This window comes from Pseudomonas sp. P1_A1 (assembly GCF_056406935.1).
In genome coordinates, this window is sequence record NZ_JBFTZE010000053.1 from 1 (window position 1) to 580 (window position 580).

Here is a 580-nt window from a genome sequence, read left to right on the forward strand (position 1 = left end):
CCTATATGCATCACTTTGGGTTGGTTAGCATACAGCGTTAACGCTTCATTAAAATATTGCAAAGTATAGGGCGATGATAACAGGTCATCCTCAAATACAATCACTTTACCATACTCGTATACCAATTGAGTAACGCCGCTAATGATCGATTCTGCTAAACCCAAATTATGATCGCGCAAAATAACTTTTACCGATTTAAACCCTGTTGTTTCCTTAGCTACCTGCCTCACTTCATCAACATTGGCGCGGTCGGCCTCTGTTTTGGGAGCATCGCAAAAAATGTACAAACGCGATTCATCGGCCAATACATTTTTTTGTAAATGTATAAGCGTCCGGCGCGTATGATCGGGCCGGTTGTACACAAACAAGGCTATTGGGGCAAGTTTTTGCATCGATCAAAAAAATCAAAATAATTCTGGTTGCTGACTGGCTTTTTTACACAAAACGGTATAAGCGTTTGCAAATTGTTCGCTAACCTTTTTTCCCATCAATTTACTTAATGTTTGTTTCACGGTAAACTCAGCCGCTATCCGCAGGTTTTTCAAAAGGCTCTTAGGTTTCTTTTGATTAACATACATAT

At 39.7% G+C, this 580-nt stretch carries 1 protein-coding gene; it reads right to left on the reverse strand.

Annotation, left to right across the window (positions count from 1 at the left end; translation table 11 throughout):
- The coding region (locus tag AC1D2Q_RS29540) for a glycosyltransferase family protein (RefSeq protein WP_477815550.1) at nucleotides 1-392 on the reverse strand (392 nt) is incomplete at its 3' end.
- Nucleotides 393-580 lie beyond the last annotated feature (188 nt).